This window comes from Jiangella gansuensis DSM 44835 (genome assembly GCF_000515395.1).
Lineage (GTDB): Bacteria > Actinomycetota > Actinomycetes > Jiangellales > Jiangellaceae > Jiangella > Jiangella gansuensis.
Genome location: NZ_KI911782.1, coordinates 2,881,062 through 2,901,199, shown reverse-complemented (window position 1 = coordinate 2,901,199; position 20,138 = coordinate 2,881,062). Strand labels below are relative to the sequence as shown.

The 20,138-nt window shown below is 71.8% G+C and carries 18 protein-coding genes; 11 read left to right on the top strand and 7 right to left on the bottom strand.

Going from position 1 to position 20,138, the window contains the following annotated elements:
* Positions 1-10: 10 nt before the first annotated feature.
* Positions 11-451 (top strand): Lrp/AsnC family transcriptional regulator, encoded by a 441-nt coding sequence (locus tag JIAGA_RS0114000; protein ID WP_026876145.1) that lies wholly within the window; start codon positions 11-13, stop codon positions 449-451.
* Between the two features lie 27 nt (positions 452-478).
* Here the strand turns inward: JIAGA_RS0114000 and JIAGA_RS0113995 are convergent, their stop codons facing one another.
* From JIAGA_RS0113995 to lat, 6 genes are all read right to left on the bottom strand, one after another.
* A complete protein-coding gene (locus tag JIAGA_RS0113995) occupies positions 479-664 on the bottom strand; it encodes a hypothetical protein (protein WP_026876144.1) in 186 nt (61 codons plus the stop codon).
* A gap of 32 nt (positions 665-696) precedes the next feature.
* Entirely contained in the window at positions 697-1,800 is a 1,104-nt protein-coding gene (locus tag JIAGA_RS29740) for a glycosyltransferase family 2 protein (protein ID WP_051426079.1), read from the bottom strand.
* Positions 1,801-2,114: 314 nt separating this feature from the next.
* Complete coding sequence (locus JIAGA_RS0113985; protein WP_026876143.1) at positions 2,115-3,290, bottom strand: acyl-CoA dehydrogenase family protein; 1,176 nt, start codon at positions 3,288-3,290, stop codon at positions 2,115-2,117.
* A gap of 2 nt (positions 3,291-3,292) precedes the next feature.
* Positions 3,293-5,488, bottom strand: a complete 2,196-nt coding sequence (locus JIAGA_RS0113980; RefSeq protein ID WP_026876142.1) for a thiamine pyrophosphate-dependent enzyme — start codon at positions 5,486-5,488, stop codon at positions 3,293-3,295.
* An 8-nt stretch (positions 5,489-5,496) separates the two neighbouring features.
* Positions 5,497-7,050, bottom strand: coding sequence for an aldehyde dehydrogenase family protein (locus JIAGA_RS0113975; protein ID WP_026876141.1), 1,554 nt, complete (start codon positions 7,048-7,050; stop codon positions 5,497-5,499).
* 39 nt (positions 7,051-7,089) lie between these two features.
* Complete coding sequence (lat, locus tag JIAGA_RS0113970; RefSeq protein WP_026876140.1) at positions 7,090-8,427, bottom strand: L-lysine 6-transaminase; 1,338 nt, start codon at positions 8,425-8,427, stop codon at positions 7,090-7,092.
* A 230-nt stretch (positions 8,428-8,657) separates the two neighbouring features.
* Between lat and JIAGA_RS0113965 the strand changes: the two genes are divergently transcribed.
* Genes JIAGA_RS0113965 through JIAGA_RS0113920 form a run of 10 tightly spaced genes read left to right on the top strand, consistent with a single transcriptional unit; the run spans position 8,658 to position 18,978 of the window.
* Positions 8,658-9,632, top strand: coding sequence for a Gfo/Idh/MocA family protein (locus tag JIAGA_RS0113965; protein ID WP_169738867.1), 975 nt, complete (start codon positions 8,658-8,660; stop codon positions 9,630-9,632).
* A gap of 5 nt (positions 9,633-9,637) precedes the next feature.
* Positions 9,638-10,573 carry an ABC transporter permease gene (locus tag JIAGA_RS0113960; protein WP_026876138.1) on the top strand — a complete coding sequence of 312 codons (936 nt, stop codon included), beginning with the start codon at positions 9,638-9,640 and terminating at the stop codon, positions 10,571-10,573.
* The gene (locus tag JIAGA_RS0113955) at positions 10,570-11,442 is read left to right on the top strand and encodes an ABC transporter permease (protein ID WP_157553145.1); all 873 of its coding nucleotides are present in this window, start codon (positions 10,570-10,572) and stop codon (positions 11,440-11,442) included. Before JIAGA_RS0113960 ends, JIAGA_RS0113955 begins: the two co-directional genes overlap by 4 nt.
* 35 nt (positions 11,443-11,477) lie before the next feature.
* Positions 11,478-12,986 carry an ABC transporter substrate-binding protein gene (locus JIAGA_RS0113950; RefSeq protein ID WP_026876136.1) on the top strand — a complete coding sequence of 503 codons (1,509 nt, stop codon included), beginning with the start codon at positions 11,478-11,480 and terminating at the stop codon, positions 12,984-12,986.
* Positions 12,987-13,000: 14 nt separating this feature from the next.
* Positions 13,001-14,011 (top strand): ABC transporter ATP-binding protein, encoded by a 1,011-nt coding sequence (locus JIAGA_RS0113945; protein WP_051426658.1) that lies wholly within the window; start codon positions 13,001-13,003, stop codon positions 14,009-14,011.
* Positions 14,001-15,032 (top strand): ABC transporter ATP-binding protein, encoded by a 1,032-nt coding sequence (locus JIAGA_RS0113940; RefSeq protein ID WP_026876134.1) that lies wholly within the window; start codon positions 14,001-14,003, stop codon positions 15,030-15,032. Before JIAGA_RS0113945 ends, JIAGA_RS0113940 begins: the two co-directional genes overlap by 11 nt.
* Entirely contained in the window at positions 15,029-16,000 is a 972-nt protein-coding gene (locus tag JIAGA_RS33140) for a BadF/BadG/BcrA/BcrD ATPase family protein (protein WP_051426078.1), read from the top strand. Before JIAGA_RS0113940 ends, JIAGA_RS33140 begins: the two co-directional genes overlap by 4 nt.
* A complete protein-coding gene (locus tag JIAGA_RS0113930; RefSeq protein WP_026876133.1) occupies positions 15,997-16,683 on the top strand; it encodes an N-acetylmannosamine-6-phosphate 2-epimerase in 687 nt (228 codons plus the stop codon). Before JIAGA_RS33140 ends, JIAGA_RS0113930 begins: the two co-directional genes overlap by 4 nt.
* Positions 16,680-17,387, top strand: a complete 708-nt coding sequence (locus JIAGA_RS0113925) for a GntR family transcriptional regulator (RefSeq protein WP_026876132.1) — start codon at positions 16,680-16,682, stop codon at positions 17,385-17,387. Before JIAGA_RS0113930 ends, JIAGA_RS0113925 begins: the two co-directional genes overlap by 4 nt.
* Positions 17,380-18,978: an FAD-dependent oxidoreductase gene (locus tag JIAGA_RS0113920; protein WP_026876131.1), complete on the top strand. Its 1,599-nt coding sequence runs from the start codon at positions 17,380-17,382 to the stop codon at positions 18,976-18,978. Before JIAGA_RS0113925 ends, JIAGA_RS0113920 begins: the two co-directional genes overlap by 8 nt.
* Positions 18,979-19,013: 35 nt before the next feature.
* Here JIAGA_RS0113920 and JIAGA_RS0113915 read toward each other — a convergent pair whose 3' ends face one another.
* Positions 19,014-20,111, bottom strand: coding sequence for a winged helix DNA-binding domain-containing protein (locus JIAGA_RS0113915; protein ID WP_026876130.1), 1,098 nt, complete (start codon positions 20,109-20,111; stop codon positions 19,014-19,016).
* Between the last annotated feature and the right edge of the window lie 27 nt (positions 20,112-20,138).

Genomic DNA, 20,138 nt, shown 5'->3' with positions numbered 1-20,138 from the left:
GAGTGCACCCGTGGAGGACATCGACCGGAAGATCGTCGCGCTGCTGATGCAGGACGGCCGGATGAGCTACACCGACCTGGGCAAGGCCACCGGCCTGTCCACGTCCGCCGTTCACCAGCGGGTCCGGCGGCTCGAGGAGCGCGGCGTCATCCGCGGCTACTCCGCCGTCGTCGACCACGAGGCCGTCGGGTTCCCGCTGACGGCGTTCATCTCCATCAAGCCGATCGATCCCAGCCAGCCGGACGACTCACCGGACCGGCTGTCCGGCATCCCGGAGATCGAGGCATGCTACTCCGTCGCCGGTGAGGAGAACTACATCCTCAAGGTGCGGGTGGCGCGGCCGCTGGACCTGGAGGACCTACTGGCTCGCATCCGTTCGTCGGCGAACGTCTCCACCCGCACCACCATCGTGCTGTCGACGGCGTACGAGAACCGTCCGATGACCGGCTGAGGCCGGCCCGGGCTCGTGTGCTGAGGGTCAGGCGGCCGGGCGGCGCCGGGCCGGCAGCAGGTTGCGTACCGCGAGCAGCAGGTAGCCGACCGTGGCCAGGCCAACCACCAGAGCGATGAGTTGCATGACGGGCGAGCCGGTGGCAGCCAGGCCGCCGCTGACCCCGCCGCCGCCGACGGCGCCGCCGCCGGTGAACGAGTTGCCGTTGTACATGGTGTGTGATTCCCCCCGTTGGAGTGCTTCGTTCAGGACCGAGCCGGCGTCAGTGGCGGTTGGTCGGTCGTGACGTGGTGCCAGGTCGCCTGACGGCGCTGGACCACGTCGATGACTGATCGGATGAGCACGGCCTGGAGAACCAGGTCGTAGAACCATTCGATCACCAACGTCGCCGAGAGCAGCCGCGCACCGCGCCCGCGGTGCCAGACGGTGACCACCCGTTCGGCGACGAAGATCAGGCCCAGCGCGGCCCAGAACGGCTGTAGGCCAAACTGACCGGTCGCGACCAGGTACACGGTGAAGACGAGATAGAGCCACATCGCGACGACGCCGAGCGTCATTCCCGCCTGCTGCAGCGCGTACGGGCGCGTCACCCGGTTCAGACCGTAGGCACGCAGGTTCTCCAGGGCGCCGCGCTGCCAGCGCATCCGCTGCCGCCACAGGTCGGGCCAGGTCGGCATGACCTCGGTGACGACGATGCATTCCCGCGGCGACACGCAGCGCAGCCCCATCGATTTGATCGCCAGGGTGATCTCGTTGTCCTCGGTGAGGGCGCCGGTGTCGTACACCTGACCCCGCCGCAGCTGGAGCCGGCGCAGCACGTCCACCCGGTGCAGGGTGGCGGTCCCGGTCAGCACCATGGCCTCGCCGGCGCGGCGGGCGATCTGGCGCTGGTACCGGGCGTACTCGTTGCGCTGGAGTTCGCCGAGCAGACCCGCGCCGGGCTCGCCGAGGAAGATCCCGCCGACCGCGCCGATACCGTCGTCGCCACGCAGAGTGTCGACGGCGACCTGCAGGAACGCCGGGGCGAGCGTGGAGTCGGCGTCCATGACCAGGACCAGGTCACGCGGCCGCAGCCGGGGTAGCACCTCGGCCAGCACCTGGTTCAGTGCGCCGGCCTTCTTGTGCGTGTTGCCGGCGGTTTCGACGACCTCGACCCGGCGCCGGGTGCGCGCGACCGCGACGGTGCCGTCGACGCAGTTGTCGGCGACGACGATGACATGGTCGGGCCGGCGGGTCTGAGCCCGGAGCGAATCGAGCGCCGCGGCGATGCGACGTTCCTCGTTGTGTGCCGGAATGACGACGGTGACCCGGATGTCCGGCACGTCGAATCCGCGCAGGCTGCTGCGCATGACAGTTTTCCCCGATTTCCCCCCGAGCGCGACCGGGCAGGGACCCGGGCCGGCTCAATTCCCCGTGATCGCCATTCATGACGATGGCGTTGACTCGATGCTGAAGGTAACTCGCTACACGCGGCGACGCATGGCGAAACGGCGTGATCTGCATCACGTAATGCGCCAAAGTCACTGTTCAGAAGGCTGCGTCTACGGAGTGCGACGCAAATCGTCACCTGAAGTGAAGCGTCACCGTGAGTGACGGGAATGGTCGCACAACAATGCGATCCCGCAACGGTGCCTCGTGCATTGGCGCGTCAGCCGAAACGGGGTCAGCTGAATGCGGCGCGGCCGGTCAGAGCCTGACCGATGACGAGTTGGTGCACTTCGCTGGTGCCTTCGTAGGTGAGCACCGATTCGAGATTGTTGGCGTGCCGGAGCACGGGGTATTCCAGCGTGATGCCGTTGGCGCCCAGAATGGTGCGGCACTCGCGGGCGATGGCCAGCGCCTCGCGGACGTTGTTGAGCTTGCCGATGCTGATCTGCGCCGGTTCGAGCGTGCCGGCGTCCTTGAGACGACCGAGGTGCAGCGCCAGCAGGAACCCCTTCTGCAGCTCCAGCGCCATGTCGGCGAGCTTGGCCTGGGTGAGCTGGAACGAGGCGAGCGGCCGGTCGAAAACGTCACGGGTCGAGGCGTAGTCCAGCGCCGCGTGCAGACAGTCGCGAGCAGCACCGAGCGCACCGAAGACGATGCCGAACCGCGCCTCGTTCAGGCACGACAGCGGGCCGCGAAGGCCGCTCACCTCCGGCAGGACGGCGTCGGCCGGCAGCCGGACGCCGTCGAGGACCAGCTCGCTGGTGACCGACGCCCGCAGCGACAGTTTCTTGCCGATCTTCGGTGCGGAGAACCCGGGCGTGCCGGCGGGCACCAGGAAGCCGCGCACCGCGCCGTCGTCGGAGGTCCGTGCCCACACGACGGCGACGTCGGCGATGGTGCCGTTGGTGATCCACATCTTGGTGCCGTCGAGCACCCACTCGTCGCCGTCACGGCGGGCCCGGGTGCGCATGCCGGCCGGGTTGGAGCCGAAGTCGGGCTCGGTCAGGCCGAAGCACCCGATCAGCTCGCCGGCGGCCATACCGGGGAGCCAGCGCTGCTTCTGCTCCTCCGAGCCGAATTTCCAGATGGCGAACATCGCCAGCGACCCCTGCACCGACACGAGCGAGCGGATGCCGGAGTCGCCGGCCTCCAGCTCCATGCAGGCCAGGCCGTATGAGACGGCGTTGGTGCCGGCGCAGCCGTACCCGGTCAGGTGCATGCCGAGCAGACCGAGCTTGCCGGCGTCGAAAGCCAGCGAGCGCGCGGTCGCCTCGTCCAGGCCGTCCTCGTACCAGTCGGCGACGCCTGGACGGACGCGGTCGTCGACGAACTGTCGCACGGCGTCGCGAAGGTCGCGTTCCTCCTCGCTGAGCAGGTGCTCGACACTCAGCAGCTCCAGAGGCGATGCCATGGTCACTCCTTCTCGGCCAGCTCCACGGCCGCCTTCTCGATGTCGTGCTCACCGAGCAGGACCTGGCCTGCCGCGGTACCCAGTGGGACGAAGCTGTCATGGCTGGCGACCCGCGCGATACGGCCGGTGTAGCCGGCCTCGACCAGCGCGGTCACCACACCTTCGCCGACCCCGCCGGAATGGCGGGTCTCGTCGGCCACCAGCACCCGGCCGGTGAGCGCGGCCTCGCGGACGATGTCCTCGACCGGCAACGGGGCCAGCCAGCGCAGGTCGAGCACCCGGGCGCTGATGGCACGCTCGGCCAGCCGGCGGGCCACCCGCAGGCTCATCGGCACGCCGTTGCCGAAGGTGACGATGGTGATGTCGGCACTGTCATTGTCAAACCCGGACCCGGCGGTAAGGCGCGAGCCCTCTCCATGGACGCGGGCCCGGCCGATGGGCACATGCTCGCCGGCATCGGCCGCGAGCCACCCGCCGTCGCCGTCGGTATGCAGGTCGCGGGTGTGGTAGAGCGCGATGGGCTCCAGGAAGGCCGAGACCGTCCCGTCGACGGCAGCGGCGGCCAGGCACGTGCGCAGCATCGCCGCGGCGTCGTCGCCGCGCGACGGGCACGCGACCACCAGGCCGGGGATGTCGCGCAGCACCGCCACGCCGTTGTCGTTGTGGAAGTGTCCGCCGAAGCCGCGCTGATAGGCCAGCCCGGCGATGCGCACCACCAGCGGGTTGCGGTACTGCCCGGTGGAGAAGAACGACAGCGACGCCGCCTCGCCCCGCAGCTGGTCCTCGGCGTTGTGCAGGTAGGCCAGGTACTGGACCTCCGGAACAGGCAGCAGGCCGGCCAGGCCGGCGCCGAGCCCGAGACCGAGGATCGACTGCTCGTCCAGCAGAGTGTCGAACACCCGTGCCGGCCCGAACCGCCGCGCCAGCCCCCGGGTCACTCCGTACACACCGCCCTTGCGCCCGACGTCCTCGCCGAACACGACGACGCGGCGGTCGCGCTCCAGCGCGGCGCCCAGGGTGGCGTTGACGGACTCGGCGAGCGTGGCCTGGACGGCGGCGCGGCCATCGTCGTAGAGCTGCCCGGCGGCCCGGGTAACGGCATCCGGCGTGCGCGGCGCCAGCGGGGCGACGATCTCGGCGGCCGAGCGGAGCGTCCGGGCGCCCTGCAGGGAGGAGGCGACGGCGTCGACCTCGGCCCGCAGTTGGTGGTACCGGCCCACGAGCTCGGCCGGCGTGGCGGCGTCGGCGGCGACCAGTGCTCGGGCGGTGCCGAGTATGGGGTCGCGGGCGTGGTCGGCGGCGATGTCGGTGTGTGTGCGGTAGCTGATCTCCGCATCGCTGCCGGCGTGCCCGAGGTAGCGGACCGTGGACAGGTGCAGGAAGACCGGCCGTCGCCGCTCGCGGACGAGGCCGACGGCCTCCTGGGCCGCGTTGAGTGCCCCGGCGGTGTCGGAGCCGTCGGCCGTCACATAGGTCAGGCCGGGCCGTGAGCCGTACGCCGATGCCACCCAGCCGGCCGGGGTGGGCACCGAGATGCCAAGACCGTTGTCCTCGCAGACGAACAGGACCGGTACGGGCAGACCGCGGTAGGCGGTGTTCAACGCGGTGTTGACCGCCCCGGCCGCGGTGGAGTGGTTGGCCGAGGCGTCACCGAAGGAGCAGACGACGACGGCGTCGGCCGGCCAGCCAGGGTCCACGCCGAGCCGGTGAGCCCGGTGCAGCGCCACCGCCAGACCGACCGCCCGCGGCAGGTGGGAAGCGATGGTGGAGGTCTGCGGGATGATCGAGAGCCGGGCATTGCCGAACACCTTGTGCCGGCCGCCGGCGATCGGCTCGTCCGCGGCGCCCATGAGGCTCTGCAGGACATCGCGTACCGGTGTGGAGCCGTCCACCTGGGCCGCCCGGGCGACGTAGAACCCGCCGGAACGGTAGTGCAGCAGCGCTGGGTCGGTCGGGCGCAGCGCCGCCGCGACGACGGCGTTGCTCTCGTGTCCGGCCGACCCGATCGTGTAGAAGCCGCGCCCCGCCGCCTGCAGCTCCCGCGCGACGACGTCCAGGTGCCGGCTGGTCACCTGGGCGTCGAAGATGCCGCGCAGCAGCCCAGCCGAAGCCACGCCGGAGCCCGCCGCCGGCAGCGCCTCGATGCCCGTGAGCAGGGCATGCTCGAGCGCCGCCGCGGAACCTGGCTGTGCGGGCATGGCCGTGCTCAGTCGCCGAGCTCGAACCCGGTGTCGGGCTCCAGGTCGGCCACGTCCATCTGTGCCTTCTGCAGCTTGCCTGAGTAGTCCCAGTTGACCGACTGCCAGCGGGTGAATTGGTCGAGCACCCAGATGCCGGACTGGCGCGACCCGTTGCCGGACTTGCCGTTGCCACCGAACGGCAGGTGTGCCTCGGCGCCCGACGTGGAGTTGTTGATGCTGACCATGCCGGCACCGATGCCACGCCGGAACGCGAACGCGTCGGCCGGGTCGGTGGTGTAGATGGAACTCGACAGCCCGTAGCCGGGGGCGTTGGCCAGCTCGATCGCCTCGTCGAGCGTGGAGTACGTGGTGACGCCGACGATCGGGCCGAACGTCTCCTGGTCGAACAGCTCGTCGCCGGGCCGCACGCCGTCGACCACCACCGGGTGGTAGTACAGACCGTCGGCGGGGTCACCGACGAAACCAGGGCGAGGGTTGCCGGCGGTGATGCGGCCGGTCGGGCCGGTGACGGTGTGCTGCGGCTGCACCCAGCCGAGGAACTTCTCGTACCGCTCGGCGAACTTCGCGTCCAGCAGCGGCCCCATCAGCACGTCCTGTGCAGGGTCGCCGACGGCGGCGGCGTCCACCGCCGCGGTGAACCGGCGCAGGAACTCGTCGTGCAGAGACTCGTGGACGATGACCGTGCCCAGCGAGGTGCAGCGCTGGCCCGCGGTGCCGAAGCCGGAGAACAGCGCACCCTCCACCGCCAGGTCCAGGTCGGCGCTCGGCGTGATGACCAGCGGGTTCTTGCCGCCCAGCTCGAGGCAGGCGGTCTGCAGGTGCCGGCCGGTGAGCGCGCCGATCTCGCGGCCGACCTCCGACGAGCCGGTGAAACCGACCTTGTCGATGTAGCCCAGCTGCAGCGACTGCTCGAGACCCTCGTAGGTGGCGGCACCGTCGGCGTGCACGATGTTGAAGACACCGTCGGGCAGGCCACCGCCGTGCACGAACAGCTCGTGGAAGGCCTGCGAGACGACGGCGGAGTACTCGGCCGGCTTCCACACGATGGTGTTGCCGGCCAGCAGCGCCGGCACGATGTACCACGACGGCACCGCGACCGGGAAGTTGCCGGCCGTGATGACCGCGACCGTGCCGACCGGGTTGCGGAACGTGAACAGCTGCTTGTCCGGCATCTCGCTGGGGACGGTCTGGCCGTAGAGCCGCCGGCCCTCACCGAGGAAGAAGTCGCAGGTGTCGACGATTTCGCGGACCTCGCCGAGCGCCTCGGCATAGGGCTTGCCGATCTCTCTGACGACGAGTTTCGCCAATCTCTCAGCGTTCTGCTCGACCACGCGGCCGATGTGCGCGATGGCTCGGCCACGCACCGGAGCCGGGACGTCGGCCCACGCCTGCTGGGCGTTCTTGGCGACCACCGCGGCGGACACGAAGACACGGGCGGGCGCCAGCCGCACCTCGCCGACCACCTCGTCGAGGTGGGCCGGGTTGAGCGACTGAATGGTCGGCTGTGCTTCGTCGGAGACGGCGACGCCGTCGACGACCGAGCTGACGATGCGGGTCACGGTGGTTCTGCTCCTCGTGCGGCTGACGACGGTGGACGTTCAGGCGGCGCTCTGGCGGGCGACGGCCCGGCCGAACGCCGTGACGGCCAGGTCGATCTCATCATCGGTCACCGACAGGGCAGGACGGAAGCGGATCGCCCGCTCGCCGCTCGGCAGCGCGATGACCCCTTCGGTCTCGCGCAGGTCGGCGATGACGGCGTCGCGAGTGGCGCCGTCGGGCAGGTCGGCGGCGACCATGAGGCCGCGCCCGCGTACGTTGCCGACCATGCCGGTGTCGGCGGCGACAGTGCGCAGCCCGGCGACGAACCGCTCGCCCTTGGCACCCGCGGCCTCGATCAGCCCGTCCTTCTCGATGATCTCCAGCAGCCGGCGGGAACGGACCATGTCGGTGAGCCCGCCGCCCCAGGTGGAGTTGATGCGGCCGGACACTGCGAACACGTTGTCGGCGACCTCGCCGATGCGTCCGCCGGCCATGATGCCGCCGACCTGAACCTTCTTCGAGAAGGCGACGATGTCGGGGGAGAGGCCGAGCTGCTGGTAGGCCCACGCGGTGCCGGTGGTGCCGGTGCCGGTCTGCACCTCGTCGACGATGAACAGCGCATCGTGCTGGTGCGCCAGCTGCTGCATCGCCTGCAGGAACTCCGGGCGCATGTGGTTGTCGCCGCCCTCGCCCTGGATCGGCTCGCAGATGAACGCGGCGATGTCGTGCTGGTGCTGCTCGAACGCCCGGCGGGCCTGGTCGAGCGCGCGCTCTTCCGCAGCGATGACCTCGTCGAGGTGGTCGGCCAGCGGGAACCGGATGGCCGGCACGTCGATGCGCGGCCAGTCGAACTGCGGGTAGCGCGCCGTCTTGTTCGGCTCGGTGTTGGTGAGCGACATGGTGTAGCCGCTGCGGCCGTGGAAGGCCTTCGTCAGGTGCATGACCCTGGTGCCGAGACGGGGGTCGCGGCCGTTGGCCTCGTTGTGGCGGCTCTTCCAGTCGAAGGCGGCCTTGAGCGCGTTCTCGACCGCCAGCGCGCCGCCCTCGACGAAGAACAGGTGCGGCAGCTTCGGGTCGCCGAGCACCCGGGCGAACGTCTCGGTGAACTCGGCCAGGTGCACCGAGTAGACGTCGGAGTTGGCCGGCTTGTTGGCCGCGACGCGGGCGAGCAGGTCCATGAACGCGGGGTCGTCGACCACTCCGGGCGGGTTGCACCCCAGCGGCGCGGAGGCGAAGAACGTGTACATGTCCAGGTAGCGGCGCCCGTCCCGGGCGTCGACCAGCCAGCTGCCCTGGCTCGCGTCGGTGTCGAGGACGAGCTTGAAACCGTCGGTGAGCAGGTGCTGGCCGAGGACGGCGTGGACCTGATCGGCGGGGATGGTCAGCTGTTCTGCCACGTCGGTGAACCTCCTCGAACCATGCGCGAAAGGGAAGACGTCCCTCGTAAGGCGCTTCCCGTCATAACTCTTGCGCCATCGTGCCACAGATTCAAGAAAGTGTGCGGCGCCCTCGCGTGGTGTTCGTCGTCGTGGGGCGACGCCGGGTTGCCGCCGTGTAGGCATGTATGTATCTTTCGTCTTCAAGTATGTACCTATCGACTACAGGTATGGACAGGAGGCGTCCGGCGATGGATCGACTTCGCGTGGGCCTGGTGGGTGTCGGAGTGCAAGGTCGGCTCCACGCGCAGACCATGGCTCGGCTGGCCCAGGTGGACCTGCGAGCGGTCGCGGACCTCGACGAGGCGAACCGCGGCTGGGCCGCCTCGGCGCTGGGCGTGGAGACGACCAGCTCGATGGACGAGTTCCTCGACGAGGTCGACGCCGTAAGCATCTGCATGCCCGACCACCTGCACGAGGAGGTGACCGTCCGGGCACTCCGCGCCGGCAAGCGGGTGCTGCTGGAGAAGCCCATGTCGACGTCGACGGCGAGCTGTGACCGGATCATCGGCGAACTCACCGACCCGGACGCCCTGATGATCGGGCACATCCTGAGGTTCGACCCGCGGGTGATCCGAGCGCGCGAGATCGTGCAGGGCGGCGAGTTGGGCGAGATCTGGCACGTCAAGGTGTGGCGCTGCACCTCGCAACTGGTGGGCGCGGGCATCTGGGACCGCACGTCGGTCGCCTGGTTCCTCGGCGTCCACGACATCGACCTGGTGCGGTTCGTCACCGGCCTGGAGGCCGAGGTGGTAAGCGCCGACGGGCGTCGCGTGCTCTCGCCGAACCACGACGTCGTCCACGCGACGCTGCGGCTGGGCAACGGCGCCCTGCTGAGCATGGAGAACAACTGGACCCTCCCGCACGGCCGCCCGTCGCGCGCCGACGCCGGGCTGCGGGTGGTCGGCCAGCGCGGCATCATCGAGCTGAACCTGGGCCATGCCGACCTGCTCCATGTGGAACGCGACGGCGGCGCGGTCTTCCGCGACACCTACTTCTGGCCCAGCGCCAGCGGCGACGGCGCGTTCAACCTGCGCACCGAGCTGGCCGCGTTCGCCGACGCCGCCCTGTCCGGCGGTCCCTCGCCGGTGCCGGGTTCCGACGGTCGCGCGGCCGTCGCCGTCATCGAGGACATCGAGGCCCGCCTCGCGGCCCAGGCGGACTGACCTCGATGACGCCGTTCATCCTGCGCCGCGCGGGTCAGGCCGCGATCGTGCTGTTCGGAGCGGCCACCATCGTGTTCTTCGCGATGCGGCTGGTGCCGGGCGACCCGGCGACCGTACTGCTCGGGCCCGACGCGGGTGACGACGCCGTCGCTCAGCTGCGGGAGCGGCTCGGCCTGGACCAGCCGCTGCTGGTCCAGTACGGCGTGTTCCTGCAGCGGGCGCTGACGCTGGACTTCGGCGAGTCGGTGCGGCTGGCGGACTCCGCTGCTGCCCTGGTCTTCGGCCATTTCGGGGCGACGGCGCTGCTCGCCGGGTGCGCCCTGCTGATCGCCCTGGTGATCGGCTTCCCGCTCGGTGCTTGGGCGGCCAGCCGCCCGGACGGCGTCGTCGACCGGGTCGTCTCGACCGTGTCGATGACGACGCAGTCGCTGCCGACGTTCTGGGTCGGCATCATGCTGGTGCTGATCTTCTCGCGGATCCTGCACCTGCTGCCCAGCTTCGGGGCCGGCTCGCCCCAGGCGATCGTGATGCCCGCGGTGACGCTGGCGCTGCCGCTGGTCAGCGTGATCGTGCGGCTGGTGCGGACAGGCCTGCTCGAGGTGCTCAGCGAGGACTACATCGTCACCGCCCGGGCGAAAGGCCTGCCCGAGCGCCAGGTGCTGCGCGCCCATGCGGTGCGCAACATGCTCATCCCCGTCAGCACGGTGGTGGCGCTGGAGTTCGGCGGACTGCTGGGCGGCGCCGTCATCGTGGAGACCGTCTTCGCCTGGCCGGGCATCGGCCGGCTCATGACCGACGCGATCGCCGCGCGCGACTACGCCGTCGTCCAGGCCTGCGTGCTCACCGTCGCATTCGTCTTCGTCACGATCAACTTCCTCGTCGACCTGCTCTATGGCGTGCTCGACCCGAGGATTCGCCGAGCCGGAGGGACGGTGCGATGACCACGCTGACCACGCCACTCACCGCGGCGCCGGTACGCCGGCGCGGCCGGCTGCGGATCGTCCTGCCGGCCGTCGTCGTGGGCATCTATCTGCTGGCCGCCGTCGTGGGGCCGGTGATCACCGGCTACGACCCGACCGCCACGAGTGTCCCGGACCGGTTGCTGCCGCCCGGCGCGACCCTGTCCAACGGTGACGTCGCGCTCCTGGGCACCGACCAGGTCGGCCGCGACCTGCTGGGCCAGATCATGCAGGGCGCCCGGGTGTCGATGGTGGTCGGCGTGCTCACCCTGTTGCTCGCCGGGGTCGTCGGCTCGCTGGCCGGGCTGGTCGCGGGCTACCGGGGCGGCATCGTGGACACCGTCGTCATGCGGCTGGCCGACATCCAGCTGGCGTTCCCGTCCATCCTGCTCGCCGTCTTCGTCGCCGCCGTGCTCGGGCCGAGTGTGCCGAACGTCGTCCTCAGCCTCTCCATCACCAACTGGCCGGTGTTCGCCCGGGTCGCACGTGCCCAGGCCATGGCCGTCCGCGACCGCGACTTCGCCAACGCCACCCGCACCCTCGGTGCCACCGCCCGCTACGTCGTGCGCCATTGCGTGGCGCCCGCGGTCCTCAGCCCGGTGCTCGTCATCGCCACCGTCCAGTTCGGCCTCGTCGTGGTGGCCGAGGCGTCGCTGAGCTTCCTCGGCCTCGGGGTTCCCGTCGGAACGCCGAGCTGGGGGACGACCATCGCGAACGGCCGCGAGTTCCTCGACACCGCGTGGTGGATCTCCGCCATGCCCGGCATCGCGCTGGTGGTCCTCGTGGTCTGCGCGGGGACGCTGGGCGACGCGTTGCGCGACCGGCTCGACCCGTATCGCACCACCCGCTGACCTCCCGTACCGCACCGTCTGCGAAAGGACTACCCATGCACCGTCGAATCGCCGGGCTGGCCGGGCTCGCGGCCGCCGCCGTCGTGCTGGCCGCCTGCTCGTCGCTGGAGGAGGAGCAGAGCGGGGGCGACGCGGCCGCGGTGTTGCGGGTCGCCAACCCGACACCGGTCACCTCGCTGGACCCGCTGGGTGCGAACTCCGCGGACCTGCCGACGCTCACCGTCACCCAGCATGTCTTCGACACCCTCGTCGTTCGCGAGGGCACCGACCTGGTGCCGTCACTGGCCACCGAATGGACGAACCCGGACGACCTGACCTGGCAGTTCACGCTGCGCGACGACGTCGTCTTCGCCGACGGTACGCCGCTGACCAGCGCGGACGTCAAGGCGTCGCTCGACGCGCTGATCGCGGCGGCCGGGCCGCTGGCCGGCACGTGGTCGGCGGTGGCCTCGGTCGAGACGCCGGACGACACCACCTTGGTGATCACGACGTCGACCCCGCTCGGCACGCTGCTGAGCAACCTCGCGATCATGCCGGTGGTGCCGAGCGAGAAGGTCACCGACCAGGAGTTCTACCGTGCGCCGTACGGGTCCGGCCCGTACTCGGTGACGCAGTTCACTCCGGGCGAGGCCGTGGTGCTGGAGCGAAACCCCGAGTACTGGGGGGACGCGCCGGCCGTCGAGGAGATCTCCTTCCAGTACATCCCGGAGGTCTCCAGCCGGATCACCGCGCTGGAGAACGACGAGATCGACTTCACCTGGAGCCTGCCGTCGGACCAGCTCGGCCGGTTCGACGGCAACGAGGAGTTCAGCGTCACGACGTTCCCGACTTACGCCAACTACTACATCTGGTTCAACAGCTCGCGCGAGCCGCTCACCGACCCGCGCGTGCGGCAGGCGCTCTGGCACGCCGTCGACCTGGAGGCCATCCACGCCGCGCTGTTCGACGGCGTCGGCGAGATCGCGACCGGTCCGATGCCCGACGACGTCTTCGGTGCTGCCGACAACACCCCGTACGCCTACGACCCGGACCGCGCCCGGCAGCTGTTGGCCGAGGCCGGCTATCCGGACGGGTTCAGCACCGAGATGATGTGGAGCACCGGATGCTGCGCGAACGGCGAGGCGTTCGCGCAGGCGCTGATCAGCGACTGGGCCAAGGTCGGCATCACCGTCCAGCCGGCCCCGCTGGAGCGGGCCACCTGGCTCGAACGACTGCTCGCACTGGACTGGGACAGCACGATGTCCACCGGCAGCACGCTCACCGGTGACGCCGACTTCACGCTGGCCCGGCTCTACCTGTCCAGCGCCGAGCGCACCGGGTACGCCAACCCCGAGCTGGACACGTTGCTCATCGAGGCCCGCGAGGAGCTGGACCAGGACCGCCGTGCCGAGCTCTACGCGCAGGCCGGCGCCATCATCTGGAACGACGCGGTCGGGATCTTCCCGCTGGACCTCTACGGGAACAGCGTCGCCAGCTCCGCGGTCCAAGGGTTCGAGCCGACACCGAACGACATGCCCGACTTCGTCGGCGTCTCCCTGGACTGAGGCGGGTCGTGGACATGATCGACCAGACCGGCGAGACCAGAACGGAGCCGCTGCTCAGCGTCACCGACCTCGCCGTCAGCTTCACCGGCGACGGCGCCTGGTACCGGGCCGTCGACGGCGTGTCGTTCACGGTGTCACCCGGCGAGACACTGGCGATCCTCGGCGAATCGGGCTCGGGCAAGTCGGTCACCATGCGTGCGGTCATGGGGCTCCTGCCGGCCCGGGCCAGCCGGCGCGACCAGGGAACGGTCCGGTTCGGCGGCCACGAGCTGCCGGCCCGGCCCGGACCACGCACGCGCGAGCTGTGCGGCCGGGAGATGTCGATGGTGTTCCAGGACTCGCTGTCCGCCCTCAACCCGGTGATGACCGTCGGGCGGCAGGTCGCCGAGCTGTTCCGGGTGCGTGCCGGCATGTCCAGGCGGGCCGCCCACGACGCTGCCGTCGAGGTCCTGGAGCGGGTCGGCATCCCCGACGCCGGGCGGCGGTACCGCTCCTATCCGCACGAGTTCTCCGGCGGCATGCGCCAGCGGGTCGTCATCGCGATGGCGCTGGCGCTGGGCCCCCGGCTGCTCATCGCGGACGAGCCGACCACCGCGCTGGACGTCACCGTCCAGGCGCAGATCATGGAGCTGATCGCTCAGCTGCGCGACGAGACCGGCATGGCCGTGGTCCTGATCAGCCACGATCTCGGCGTCGTGGCCGACCTCGCCCGCCGCGTGCTGGTCATGTACGCCGGCCGCGTCGTCGAGAGCGGCCCGCTCCGCGAGGTCTACGAGCGGCCCGCGCACCCCTATACCGTCGGGCTGATGGCGAGTCTGCCTGACGCGGTCACGCCGGGGGAGAAACTGCGCACGATCGGTGGTGCTCCGGCCTCACCAGGCGCGTTACCGCCCGGCTGTGCATTCCATCCGCGCTGCCCGCTCGCCACCGAGCGGTGCCGGGTCGAGGTGCCCGCGCTCCGGCCGGTCGGCGACGGACGCGCGGCGGCCTGTCACTACGCGGAGGCGGTGCTCGATGCGGACTGAGACAGCCACCGCGCCGCTGTTGGACGTGCGCGGCCTGCGGGTGAGCTTCCCAGCACGGGGTGCGCGCGGCTGGAGCCGGTCCACCCGGATCCACGCCGTCGACGGAGTCGACCTGCGGCTGGACGCGGGGCGGACCCTTGGCGTCGTCGGCGAGTCCGGCTGCGGCAAGTCGACACTGGCCAGGTCGCTGGTGGGGCTGGGACCGGTCAGCGACGGCGTCGTGACGTTCGCCGGCGAGCGCATCGACCAGGCGACGCCCGATCGCCGGCGCCGCCTGGCGCTCGACCTGCAGATGGTCTACCAGGACCCGTACTCGTCGCTGAACCCGCGCAAGCGGGTGGGATACCTCGTGAGCGAGGCCTGGCGCATCCATCCCGGCATCGTGCCGCGGCCGGACTGGGCCGCCCGGGTCGACGAGCTGCTGTCGCTGGTGGGACTCCCGCCCGACGTCGCCGGCCGGTTCCCGCACCAGCTCTCCGGCGGCCAGCGGCAGCGGGTGGGCATCGCGCGGGCGATCGCCGTGAACCCGCGGCTGATCGTCTGCGACGAGCCGGTCAGCGCGCTGGACGTGTCGGTGCAGGCACAGATTCTCAACGTCTTCGCCGACCTGCGCGAACGGCTCGACCTCGCGTACGTGTTCATCGCACACGACCTCGCCGTGGTCCGCCACATCAGCGACGACATCGCGGTCATGTACCTCGGCCGGATCGTGGAGTCCGGACCGGCCCGGACCGTGTACGAGCAGCCGGCCCACCCGTACACCGCCGCGCTGCTGTCGGCGGCGCCCGATCCGATGCCGTGGCGGAATCCGCGCGGGGAGCGGATCGTGCTGCGCGGCGAGGTGCCGTCGCCGGCGAACCCGCCCAGCGGCTGCCGGTTCCGCACTCGCTGCCCGCTGGCCCGGCCGGTCTGCGGGGAGCTCGAGCCGCCGCAGCGGCAGGTGGCCGGCCGGACGGTCGCGTGCCACTTCGCCGAGGAGAGCCTCGGCGCTCGTGCGGCCGTACCCGGGAGCGGCACATGATCACCGCTGCCCCGCTGATCGCGGTGGATCTGGGACAGGGCGCCACCCGGTCGCGGTGGCGGACCGCCGGCACCCGCACCGGCGCGGCTGTGCCGGACCGCGTCGCCGGCGTCGGCGGGTTCTGGGCCGGCGCACCGGTCGACACCGTCGCGGCCGCGGTCGGTGCCGTCGCCCGGCCAGGCGACGGCCCGGTCCGGATCGGCGTCGGGATGACGGGACTGCACGGCGGCCCGGCACCGATCCACGACCTGGGACGCGGCCTCGCCGGTCTCGGGTTCTCCGGCACCGTGGCGGCCGCCGACGACGCGGTCACCGGCTACCTGGGCGCCGTCGGCGACCGGCCGGGCGTCGCGGTGATCGCCGGCACGGGCGTCGTCGTCACCGCGGTCGGCGCCGACGGCCAGGTGGCCCGGGTGGACGGCTGGGGACACGCCCTGGGTGACCGCGGCTCGGGGTACTGGATCGGCCGGGCCGCGATCCGCGCCGGGGTGGAGCAGCTCGACCGGGGCATTGGCGGCCCGCTGGCCGACGCCGTGCTGGAGCGATGGGGGCCGGCGGACGAGCTGGCCCGGCGCTGGCGTACGGCCGCACCGGGCCCGGCCGAGGTCGCGGCGTTCGCCGAGGCCGCCGCAACGGTCGCGGTCGCCGGCGACCCGGACGCACGCCAGGTGTGGACCCGGGCCGGCCGGCTCCTGGCGGAGTCGGCGTTGATGGCGCTGGAACGCACCCACGACCCGGCCCGGCCCGTGACGGTGGCCCTGACCGGCGGGCTGGCGGCGGCCGCAGCCCTGCTCGAGCCGAGTTTCCGGGAACGGATCGGCGCCGCCGCAAGCGGGGCCCGCGTGGTGGTCGCGCCGCCGAACGCACCGCTCGACGGCGCAGCGCTGATAGCGGCCGGCGAGCTGGAGCTGCCGGGGTTGGAGGAGTTGGTCGCGCGGACCCACATCGAAGGAGAGCTGGTCCAGTGAACGTGTTCGAACAGATCCGGGGCCGACTCGTCGTGTCCTGCCAGGCCGGCGACGACAGTCCGTTCGCGGATGCGGGCATGATGAGGGCCATGGCGCAGGCGGCAGTTCTGGGCGGTGCCGCAGCCCTGCGGGTGAAGGACGTCGCGCACGTGCGAGCCGTGCGCGACCTCGGCGTGCCCGTCATCGGGCTGGTCAAGCGGCAGGTTCCCGGCAGCGACGTGTACATCACGCCGGCCGCCGAGGACGCCCGGCGGCTGGCCGACGCCGGCGCGGACATCATCGCCGCCGACGGCACCGACCGGCCCCGGCCCGGCGCTGACACCGTCGCCGACCTGGTCGTAGCCACTCACGCGGCCGGGGCGGCCTTCCTGGCCGACGTGGACGGCGTCCCCGCGGCCAGGCACGCCGTCGCCGCCGGCGCCGACGCCGTCAGCACCACGTTGGCCGGGTACACCGCGCCGCGCACGTCCGACGACCCCGACCTCGCCGCCGTCGGCCGGATCAGCGGCGTGCTCGAGGTCCCGGTGCTCGCCGAGGGGCGCTACACCACGCCCGAGCACGTCCGGGCCGCCTTCGCGGCCGGGGCGTGGTCGGTCGTCGTGGGCACCGCGATCTCCGACCCGGTGCGCATCACCCAGCGGTTCACCGCAGCCAGTCTCGTCGACGACGCGGGAGAGAAGTGAGTACGAAAGCGAACAGGGTCCACACCGAACTGTCCACCCGGATCGCGTCCATGGCGGCGCACGAGATGTTGCCGAGGGAGGTGGACCTCGCCGAGGAGCTCGGCGTCAGCCGCTCCACCCTGCGGCAGGTACTGCGCGCGCTGGCCGACTCCGGACTCATCTACAGCGTGCGCGGCAGCGGGACGTTCGTGTCACCCACCCGCATCGCCAAGGACACCACGCTGTCCGGGTTCAGCGAGGACATGCGAGCGCGCGGACTCGAGCCGGGAAGCCAGCTGCTCGACGCCGAGCCGCTGGCGGTGGACGGCACCGTCGCGACCGACCTGGCGGTACCCGACGGCACGCTGGCGTACCGGCTGGACCGGCTTCGGCTGGCCGACAGCAAGCCGATGTGCCTCGAGGAGGTCATCCTGCTGGCCGACCCGTTCCCGGGTCTGTTGACGCACGACATCTCCGCCGGCCTGTACGAGCTGCTGAAGGCCGCCTACGGCGTCGAGGTGACCATGGCGCAGCAGTGGATCTCCGCGTCCGTGGCCGCCGAGAGCCAGGCGTCGCTGCTGGAGGTGGACCCGGGCGCGCCCCTGCTGGAGGTCCGGCGAGTCGGCTACGACGGGCGTGGCAGGGCGATCGAGCGCGCGGTCTCGCACTACCGCGCGGACCGCTACGAGTTCGTCCTCACCGCCCGGCGTGGCGACCATGGCTGAGGGCTGGCGTGCGGACGTCCTGGTGGTCGGCGGGGGGATGGGCGGGGTCGCGGCGGTCCAGGCCGCCTGCGCGGCCGGCGCCGACGTCGTCCTGACGGAGGAGTACCCCTGGCTGGGCGGCCAGCTCACCTCCCAGGGCGTGCCACCGGACGAACATCCCTGGATCGAGACCCACGGTTCGACGGCGTCGTACCGGGCCCTGCGCCGGCTCATCCGCTCCCTCTACCGCGCCACGTACCCGCTGTCGGAGTCCGCGAGCGGCGACCGCAGGCTCAACCCCGGACGGGCGTGGGTCAGCGAGCTGAGCGTGGAACCACGGGTTGCCGCGCTGGCCATCGAGGCCGTCCTGCAGCCCTGGATCGCCGCCGGCCGGCTGCGAGTGCTGCGTCGCGCGGTGCCGGTCTCGGTGGCCACCGACGGCGACGTGATCACCGGGGTGAGCCTGCGCGACCACACCGGTCGCACCGTGGACGTCGAGCCGAGATACGTGCTCGACGCGACCGAGGCCGGCGACGTCCTGGCGCTCGGCGACGTCGAGCACCGGACCGGCTCGGAATCGCGGGACGAGACCGGCGAACCGCACGCCGGGCCGACGCCGCGCCCGCTGAACATGCAGGCCGTCACGCACTGCTTCGCGGTCGACCACGTCGACGGCGACCACGTCATCGACCGCCCGCCGGGTTACGACCGGTGGCGGGACCTCCGGCCCGAGGGCTGGCCCGGGCCGATGTTCGGCTGGACGTACCCCAGCCCGCGCACCGGTGAACCAGTGACGGCGCGGTTCGCGCCGAACGCGCCGGCGGCCGCCGTGGGCATGGAAGAGGGCGTCCGGGCGCCGGAACTGTGGAGCTACCGCAGGGTCCTCGCCCGCGAGACGGTGCGCGACGACGTCGCCGCGAGCGACGTGACCATCGTGAACTGGCCGATGAACGACTACCTCGCCGGGCCGGTCCTCGGTGTGCCCGACGCCGCGGAGCACCGGGCCGGCGCCCGGGAAATGAGCCGGTGCCTCCTCTATTGGCTGCAGACCGAGGCACCGCGTCCGGACGGCGGCACCGGCTGGCCGGGCCTGCGGTTGCGCCCGGACGTGATGGGCACCGACGACGGGTTGGCCCAGGCGCCGTACATCCGGGAGAGCCGGCGCATCGTGGCCGTCACGACCCCCGTGGAGCAGGATCTCTCGGTGACCGTGCGGGCCGGTTCGCCGGCTGTCCGGTACCCCGACACGGTCGGCACCGGCGCCTACCGGATCGACCTGCATCCGACGGTCGGCGGCGACGGGTACCTCGACATCGCCGCGCTGCCCTTCACGATTCCGCTGGGCGCCCTGCTGCCGGTGCGGGTCCGGAACCTGGTGGCCGCCGCGAAGACGATCGGCAGCACGCACATCACCAACGGCTGCTACCGGGTGCATCCGGCGGAGTGGTCCATCGGTGAGGCGGCCGGCACCCTGGCGGCGTACGCGCTGGAGTCCGGGGTTCCGCCGCACGGCATCCATGGCAGCGCTGACCACGTCGCCCGGCTACAGGCGCGTCTGGTCGCCGGTGGTGCCGACCTGGAATGGCAGGGCGACGAGCGGCTGCCCGGCTGACGGCGGTCCGCCGGGCTCGGGCTCGTGCGCGCCGGTCACTCCGGAGCCGCCACCCGGACGCCGTCGGGATCCGCGTCCGGAGCTGCGAACGCCAGCAGCTCCCGCCCTTCGGCGACGACGGCGTCGCGCTCGGCGGTGCTGAACGCCCGGAACGGGGTGACCGTGAGCCCATCGTCGGACAGCCGCCACCAGCCGGCGACCTCTCCGTCGACGAGCAGGGCGTGCGGCACCACGCCGTTGCGGCGGTTCATCCGCTTGCGGGTGACGTCGTCGACGAGGCGGGTGCGGTCGGCATGGGAGCGCAGCACGTTGTCGTAGTCGGGCAGGAACCGGACCGGCGCTGGTGTGTCGGCCGGAGGACGAGGCGCGTCGGGCAGGTCGAACAGTTCGCGGCCCGACTCGTCGCGGAAGACCCGCAACCCCGGTCGCAGCTCGTCGACCACGTCACGCAGCCTGGTCAGCCCGGACCAGGTCTGCACGTCGAGCACCGACGCGGGCCCGAAGGCACCGAGGTAGCGCAGGACGAACCGTGCCGGATCCGGCGCGGTTTCGACCGGCCGGCCCAGCCAGGATTCCACCGTCGCCAGCCGCGTCTGCCCGCTGCGGCCCCAGACGCCACGGGGCGGGACCTGCACCAGCGCCAGCAGGTTGCGCGCCGCGTACGCCAGATGCGACGCCCCGACGTCCGGCCACCGGGCCGCGAGCAGCCGGCCCAGTTCGGCCACGGTGCGCGGCGACTCGTCCAGGATCGTGCGCGCGGCCGCGCGGACCGCGTCGAGGTCCACGCCCGCCAGCGCCTTGGCGTGCTCGGTGTTGACCTGCAGGTCGGCGAGGTAGAGCGGCTGGATCCACGGCCGGATGCCCAACGCGTCGGCGGCGGAGTGCAGGTGGATGGTGCCTCGCTGGGTGGCGATCCGGACCACGGCACGCTCCAGCAGCAGTGCGGCGAGGTCCTGCGCGGCGAACCCGCGCAGCCGGGACCAGAGCTGGTAGTACGGCGAGAAGGGCTGCTGCGCCTGGAGCCCGGCCAGGTGCTCGACGGTGTCGAGCACCGGCCGGTCGGCGCGGTCCAGGAGCAGCTGCCGCGCGAGCGTCGCACGGTTCAGTTCGCGCCGGGTGAGGACGTCGGGCATGGGTCAAGCCTCTCGCGGAGCACCGAC